The 7,184-nt window shown below is 72.2% G+C and carries 5 protein-coding genes and 5 pseudogenes; all 10 read right to left on the reverse strand.

From position 1 onward, the window contains the following. Nucleotides 1–24: 24 nt before the first annotated feature. A pseudogene (locus tag ABD794_RS19095) lies at nucleotides 25–2,529 on the reverse strand (type I polyketide synthase); the annotation flags it as partial. Then, nucleotides 2,489–2,650, reverse strand: coding sequence for a hypothetical protein (locus ABD794_RS16060; RefSeq protein WP_344964058.1), 162 nt, complete (start codon nucleotides 2,648–2,650; stop codon nucleotides 2,489–2,491). The pseudogene ABD794_RS19095 and the gene ABD794_RS16060, both read right to left, overlap by 41 nt. 94 nt (nucleotides 2,651–2,744) lie before the next feature. Continuing rightward, nucleotides 2,745–2,882, reverse strand: a pseudogene (locus ABD794_RS19100) (beta-ketoacyl synthase N-terminal-like domain-containing protein); the annotation flags it as partial. An 87-nt stretch (nucleotides 2,883–2,969) separates the two neighbouring features. Next, nucleotides 2,970–3,185 (reverse strand): beta-ketoacyl synthase N-terminal-like domain-containing protein, encoded by a 216-nt coding sequence (locus tag ABD794_RS16065; RefSeq protein ID WP_344964060.1) that lies wholly within the window; start codon nucleotides 3,183–3,185, stop codon nucleotides 2,970–2,972. 67 nt (nucleotides 3,186–3,252) lie between these two features. Then, nucleotides 3,253–3,423, reverse strand: a pseudogene (locus ABD794_RS16070) (beta-ketoacyl synthase N-terminal-like domain-containing protein); the annotation flags it as partial. A 151-nt stretch (nucleotides 3,424–3,574) separates the two neighbouring features. After that, nucleotides 3,575–3,760 (reverse strand): annotated as a pseudogene (locus tag ABD794_RS16075) (acyl carrier protein); the annotation flags it as partial. Between the two features lie 265 nt (nucleotides 3,761–4,025). Further along, complete coding sequence (locus ABD794_RS19105) at nucleotides 4,026–4,112, reverse strand: hypothetical protein (RefSeq protein WP_425586040.1); 87 nt, start codon at nucleotides 4,110–4,112, stop codon at nucleotides 4,026–4,028. A 99-nt stretch (nucleotides 4,113–4,211) separates the two neighbouring features. Further along, the gene (locus ABD794_RS16080; protein ID WP_425586039.1) at nucleotides 4,212–4,907 is read right to left on the reverse strand and encodes an SDR family NAD(P)-dependent oxidoreductase; all 696 of its coding nucleotides are present in this window, start codon (nucleotides 4,905–4,907) and stop codon (nucleotides 4,212–4,214) included. Nucleotides 4,908–4,998: 91 nt separating this feature from the next. After that, the gene (locus ABD794_RS16085; RefSeq protein WP_344964073.1) at nucleotides 4,999–5,805 is read right to left on the reverse strand and encodes a polyketide synthase dehydratase domain-containing protein; all 807 of its coding nucleotides are present in this window, start codon (nucleotides 5,803–5,805) and stop codon (nucleotides 4,999–5,001) included. 355 nt (nucleotides 5,806–6,160) lie between these two features. Continuing rightward, nucleotides 6,161–7,178 (reverse strand): annotated as a pseudogene (locus ABD794_RS16100) (acyltransferase domain-containing protein). Nucleotides 7,179–7,184: the final 6 nt, after the last annotated feature.

Here is a 7,184-nt window from a genome sequence, read left to right on the forward strand (position 1 = left end):
GTCAACCGTCACCACCGGCAACCCCGCGCCGTCGAACGCCGCCACGCGCACCGGACCGTCCGCCTGCCGCGACAGCCGGACCCGCAGGGCGGCGGCGCCGACCGAGTGCAGCCGCACACCGTTCCACGAGAACGGCACCCACAGGTCGCCCGAGGGCAGTGGATGCAACGCGGCGTCGAGCAGCGCCGGGTGGATGCCGAACGCCTCCGCCTCGGCCGGCAACCGCACCTCGGCGAACAGCTCGTCGCCCGCACGCCACAGTGCGTTCAGCCCCTGGAAGGCCGGACCGTAGGCGTACCCCAGGCCTGCCAGCACGTCGTAGGCATCGGTCACGTCGACGGACTCGGCACCGTGCGGCGGCCACTGCCCGGCCATGGGCTCCGCCGCACCCGCCGGGGCGACGGCGAGCACGCCCACGGCGTGCCGCGTCCATTCCCCGGCCGATGCCTGGTCGTGTTCCTGGCCGCGTTCCTGGTCGCGCGAGTGCACGGCGATGGTCCGGCGCCCCGCGCCGTCCGCCGCTCCGACCGAGACCTGGACCGCCACGGACGCGTCCTCGGCCAGCACCAACGGCCGTTCCAGCGTCAGCTCTTCGAGCAGGTCGCAGCCGACCTCGTCGCCGGCCCGGAGGGCGAGTTCGACGAACGCGGTGCCGGGGAGGATGACCGTGCCGAAGACGGCGTGGTCGGCGAGCCAGGGGTGCGTGGCGAGGGACAGTCGTCCGGTGAGGACGGTGTCGTCGCCGTCGGCCAGGCGAACGGCCGCGCCCAGCAGGGGGTGACCCGCGGGGTTCAGCCCGAGCCCGGCCGCGTCGAGGGCCGGACGTCCGGCGGGCAGCCAGTAGTGGCGGTGCTGGAAGGCGTAGGTCGGCAGGTCCACCGGGCGGCCGCCGGCCACCTGGGACGACCAGTCCACGTCCACGCCCGCGACGTACACCTCCGCCAGATTCCGGAGGAGTTGGGCACGCTCGTCCTCGCCTCGCCGCAGCGTGCCGACGGCGGTCACGCCCCGGTCCTCGGCGATCTGAGTGATCGCACCGACCAGCACCGGATGCGGACTGGACTCGACGAAAACCTGATGCCCGGACCCCAACAGCCCCTCGACCGCCACGTCGAAACGCACCGTCTCACGAAGATTGGTGAACCAGTACGCCGCGTCCATCTCCGCCGTGTCGATCGGCTCGCCGGTGACCGTGGAGAACAGCGGGATACGGCCGGACCGGGGCTCGATGCCGCCGAGCACCTCCAGCAATTCCTCGCGCAGCTCCTCGACTTGCGCCGAGTGGCTGGCGTAGTCGACGGCGATGCGGCGGGCCTGGACCCCGTCGGCCTCGCAACCGGCCATCAGGGCGTCCAGCTCCTCCGGCGCACCGGAGACCACGACCTGCTCGGGACCGTTCACCACCGCGACGTGAAGCCCACCACCGGACAACCGCCCGGTCACCTGATCCAACGGCGCCAGGACGGACACCATGCCGCCCCGTCCGGCCAGCCGCAGCAACGCCCGGCTCCGCAGCGCAACCACACGCGCCGCATCCTCCAGAGACAGGCCCCCCGCCACACAGGCGGCCGCGATCTCACCCTGGGAATGACCGACCACGGCGGACGGCCGGACCCCCAACGACTGCCACAGCTCGGCCAACGACACCATCACCGCGAACAGCACCGGCTGGACCACGTCCACCCGCCGCAACAGCGCCTCGTCACCCTCGCGCACGACATCCAGCAGCGACCAGCCGTCCGCATGCGGCCGGAGGGCCGCCGCGCACTCGTCCATCCGCTGCGCGAACACGGGCGCGTTCTCCAGCAGTTCACGCGCCATGCCCACCCACTGAGAGCCCTGGCCCGGGAACACGAAGACCACGCCACCGGACCCGGCCCGACCGTCCACCACGCCAGGAACGGGACGCCCGGCCGCGAACTCCCTCAGCGTGGCGGCGAGTTCGTCGCGGTCGCTGCCCACCACGACAGCCCGGTGTTCCCAGTCCGCGCGTCCGTTCGTCAGCGAGAAGCCGACGTCCACCGGCCGCAGACCGTCCACTGCCCCGGCCAAACGCTCCGCCTGGGCCCGCAACGCGGCCTCACTCCGGGCCGACAGCACCCACGGCACCACCCCGTCGACAACCGGACGATCCTCCTCCACTACAGGGGCAGGAGCAGCCTCAAGAATCACATGCGCATTGGTCCCGCCGATGCCGAAGGACGACACGCCGGCCCGGCGCGGACGGCCGTCCTCGGGCCACGGCCTGTTCTCCGTGAGCAGCCTGACGTCCCCGGCGCTCCAGTCCACGTGGTGCGACGGCTCGTCGGCGTGCAGGGTCTGCGGCAGTACGCCGTGGCGCATCGCCTGCACCATCTTGATGATCCCCGCGACACCCGCCGCCGCCTGCGTGTGCCCGATGTTCGACTTCACCGACCCCAGCCACAACGGCCGGTCCTCCGGCCGGTCCTGGCCGTACGTGGCGAGGAGCGCCTGCGCCTCGATCGGATCACCCAGCGCGCGTGCCCGTACCGTGCGCCTCCACGGCATCGACGTCGGCGGCACCCAGCCGCGCGCTCGCCAGCGCATCACGGATCACCCGCTGCTGCGACGGCCCGTTCGGCGCCGTCAGACCATTACTGCCACCGTCCTGGTTCCACCGCCGAACCACGCACCACCGCGAGGACCTGGTGGCCGTTGCGCCGGGCGTCGGAGAGACGCTCGACCACCAACAGACCCACGCCTCCGACCAAACCGGCCGCCGTCCGCGCCGTCGGAGAACGGCTTGCACCGCCCGTCCGGGGCCATCGCCCGCTGCCGCCGAGAAACTCCACGAACGTCGTCGGAGTCGACATCACCGTCACACCACCGGCCAACGCCAGCGAGCATTCGCCATTGCGCAACGCCTGCGCCGCGAGGTGCAGGGCGACGAGGGGACGACGAGCACGCCGTGTCCACCGTCATCGCCGGCCCCTCCAGGGCCCAGCAGGTTAGGAGACCCGGCCCGACGCGACGCCCCCGCTGTTCCCGGTGATCAGCAGGCCCTCGATGCCCTCGCCGCCTCCGGCAGCCAGGAGCCGTAGTCGTGGTACATCAGGCCGGCGAACACGCCGGTCCTGCTGCCCGCGCAGGGACGTCGGGTCGATACCGGACCGCTCGAACGCCTCCCACGCCGTCTCCAGCAGCAGCCGCTGCTGCGGATCCATCGCCGCCCGCCTCGCGCGGGCTGATCCCGAAGAAGTCGGCGTCGAACTCACCGGCTCCGGCGAGGAACCCGCCCCGCCGGGAGTAACTCGTGCCCAGGCGGCTCGGGTCCGGGTCGTACAGGCCCGCCAGGTCCCAGCCACGATCCGTGGGGAACTCGGAGGTCGCGTCCACGCCTTCGACGACCGTGCGCCACAGCTGCTCCGGCGAGTCGATCCCGTCGGGCATGCGGCAGGCCATGCCGACGATCACGATCGGGTCGTCGTCCGCCGCCGGCACGATCGCCGCCGGGGGCGGCGGAGCCGGTGTCGGTGCCGAGCACCTGCTCACGCAGGTAGTCGACCAGCGCGGTGAGGGTGGGGTAGTCGAAGACCAGCGTCGACGGCAGCCGCAGCCCCGTCGCCTCCTGCAGACGCCTCCGCAGCTCCAGACCCGTCAGGGAGTCGAAGCCCATGTCACGGAACGCACGAGCCGGATCCACCGAACCCGCCGCACATGACCCAGCCACCAAAGCGATCTGCGTACCGGCCAGTTCGGACAGTGCGGCCTCGCGCTGTGCTTCGTCCAGGCCCGCCATGCGGACGACCCACGCGATGTCGTCCTCGGCGACGGGGGCCGCCGCCCGCCGAGTGGCGGGCGTGCGCACCAGGGACGCGAAGATCGCGGGGAGTTCGCCGCGCGCCGCCCGGCCGCGCAGCGCCGCCAGGTCGAGCCGGGCGGGGACGACGGTGCCCGGTCGGTGGCCAGCGCCGCGTCGAACAGCGCCAGCCCCTGGGCCGCCGTCATCGGCGCCAGACCAGTGCGCGAAAGTCGCGCGAGATCGGCGTCGTCCAGGTGCGCGGTCATGGAGCTGTCGCTCGCCCACAGGCCCCACGCCATCGAGTGGCGGCCAGGCCCTCGGCCCGGCGTGCCTGCGCCAGGGCGTCCAACCACGTGTTGGCGGCGGCGTAGTTGCCCTGCCCCGCCGTCCACCATCACACCCGCCGCCGAGGAGAACAACACGAAGGCTGCCAGATCGGCGTCACGCGTCAGCTCGTCCAGCAGCCGGGCACCGTCGACCTTCGGCCGCATGACCCGCGTCGGACGCGCTCCGGCGTCAGCGCGGTGACGACACCGTCGTCGAGCACGCCCGCGGCGTGCAGGACGGCGGTCAACGGGTGCTCCGCCGGCACCTCCGCCAGCGCGGCAGACAGTGATTCCCGGTCGGCCACGTCGCAGGTGGCGAAGGTCACCGCAGCACCCAACGCCTCAAGTTCGTCCGCCAGTTCCTCGGAACCGACACGCCCACGCCGACTCAGCAGCAGCAGGTGCCGCACCCCGTACTCGGTGACCAAGTGCCGGGCCAGCAGCGTGCCCAATGCCCCGCCCGCGCCGGTGATCAGGACCGTGCCCTCCGGATCCCAGCCCTGCGGCTCGGACGCCTCGGAGGTCACGGCGACAGCCGCGGCACGTACAGCCGGCCGCCGCACGCCGCCCACCTGCGGCTCACCCGAGGCAACCGCCAGGGCCACATCGTCATGGGAGCCCACGTCGGCGATCACGATCCGGCCCGGGTACTCGGCCTGCGCCGAACCGCACCAGACCCACACCCCCGCCGTCGCCGGATCCGGCTCCAGCGTCATGTCGCCACGCGTGACCACGACCAGCCGCGAACCGTCCGACTCCGCCTCGCCGACGAAACGCTGCACCAGGGCGAGCACCTCACCGACCCGGGTACGCGACATCACCCCCGGACTCGACGAACTCGACCACGACCTCAGAGGGCGCCTCACCCTGCGGGAGCGCACTTCGGTCCACTGAAGCTCGTACAGCGGATCACCCGCCGTCGAACCCAGCTGTTTCCCGCGACATCCGCTGCAGACGCAGTTCCTCGACCGTCACCACCGCAGCCCGGCACCGTCGAACGCCGCCAGCCGGACGGAGCCGTCGGCGCGCCGCGACAGCCGGACCCTCAGCACCGAGGCGCCGACGAGTGCAGCCGCACAACCGCGTCCACGAGAACGGCACCCACAGGTCGTCGGAGAGCAGCGCGTGCAACGCGGCGTCGAGCAGCGCCGGGTGGACGCCAAAGGCATCCGCCTCGCCGGCAACCCGCACCTCGGCGAACAGCTCCTCACCCGCGCGCCACACCGTGTGCAGCCCCTGGAACACCGGGCCGTACCCGTACCCGACGGCCGCCAACTGCTCGTACGCGTCCGTGATCTCGACCGGTTGCGCACCGGCCGGCGGCCACTGTCCCTCCAGGGACTCCGCCGAACCCGTCGAACCGGCCGTCAGCACACCGGCCGCGTGGCGCGCCCACTCCGCGTCGGCATCCCCCGTCGCGCGAATGCACGGCCACCACGCGTCGGCCCGCGCCGTCCGGTGCTCCCACCGACACCTGCACCGCACCACAGAGGCACCCTCGGCCAGCACCAACGGCCGCTCCAGCGTCAGTTCTTCCAGCACTCCGCAGCCGACCTCGTCCCCGGCGTGCAGCGCCAGCTCGACGAACGCGGTGCCGGGGAGGACGACCGTGCCGAAGACGGCGTGGTCGGCGAGCCACGGGTGGGCGTGCAGCGACAGCCGGCCGGTGAAGACCAGCCCGTCCTGGGAGGCGAGCCGTACGGCCGCGCCCAGCAGCGGATGGACCCGAGGAGTTCAGCCCGAGCCGGAAGCGTCCTGCACCTCTCCACCGGCGGGCAGCCAGTAGCGGCGGCGTTGGAAGGCGTAGTGTCGGCAGGTCCACCGGGCGGCCGCCGGCCACCTGGGACGACCAGTCCACGTCCACCGCCCGCGACGTACACCTCCGCCAGATTCCGGAGGAGTTGGGCACGCTCGTCCTCGCCTCGCCGCAGCGTGCCGACGGCGGTCACGCCCCGGTCCTCGGCGATCTGAGTGACCGCACCGACCAGCACCGGATGCGGACTGGACTCGACGAAAAACCTGATGCCCGGACTCCAACAGCCCCTTGACCGCCGCGTCGAAACGCACCGTCTCACGGAGATTGGTGAACCAGTACGCCGCGTCCATCACCGCCGTGTCGATGAGCTCGCCCGTCACCGTGGAGAACAACGGAACCCGGCCCGTCGGGGCTCGATGCGGCCAGGATCTCCAGCAACTCCGCTCGGAGTTCATCGACCTGCGCCGAATGGGACGCGTAGTCGACGGCGATGCGGCGGGCCTGGACCCCGTCGGCCTCGCAACCGGCCATCAAGGCATCCAGCTCCTCCGGCGCACCGGAGACCACGACCTGCTCGGACCGTTCACCACCGCGATCTGAAGCCCACCGGACAACCGCCCGGTCACCTGCTCCAACGGCGCAAGAACCGACACCATGCCACCACGCCCGGCCAGGCGCAGCAAACGCCCGCTCCGCAGCGCAACCACACGCGCCGCATCCTCCAGAGACAGGCCCCCCGCCACACACGCAGCAGCAATCTCCCCTGCGAATGACCCACCACAGCAGCCGGACGAACCCCCAACGACTGCCACAGCTCCGCCAACGACACCATCACCGCGAACAACACCGGCTGGACCACGTCCACCCGCCGCACACAACGCCTCGTCAACCGTTCCGCACGACGCCCAGCAACGACCAGCCGTCCGCACTGCGGCTCCAACGCCGCCGCACACTCCTCCATCCGCTGCGCGAACACCGAGGAATGCTGAAGGAGTTCACGGGCCATCCCGACCCACTGGGAACCCTGACCCGGGAACACGAAGACCACGCCACCGGAACCGGCCCGGCCCTCCACCACATCAACCGCCGGACGCCCCTCGGCGAACTCGGCCAGCTTCGCGGTCAGTTCGTCGACGTCGCTGCCGAGCACGACCGCCCGGTGCTCCATGGACGCCCGTCCCGAGGCCAGCGAGGGGCCGACGTCCACCGGCCGCAGACCGTCCACCGCCCCGGCCAAACGCCCCGCCTGAGCCCGCAACGCGGCCTCACTCCGGGCCGACAGCACCCACGGCACCACCACCCCGCCAACGGCCGGACGATCCTCCTCCACCACAGGGGC

It is taken from the genome of Streptomyces thioluteus (genome assembly GCF_039535865.1).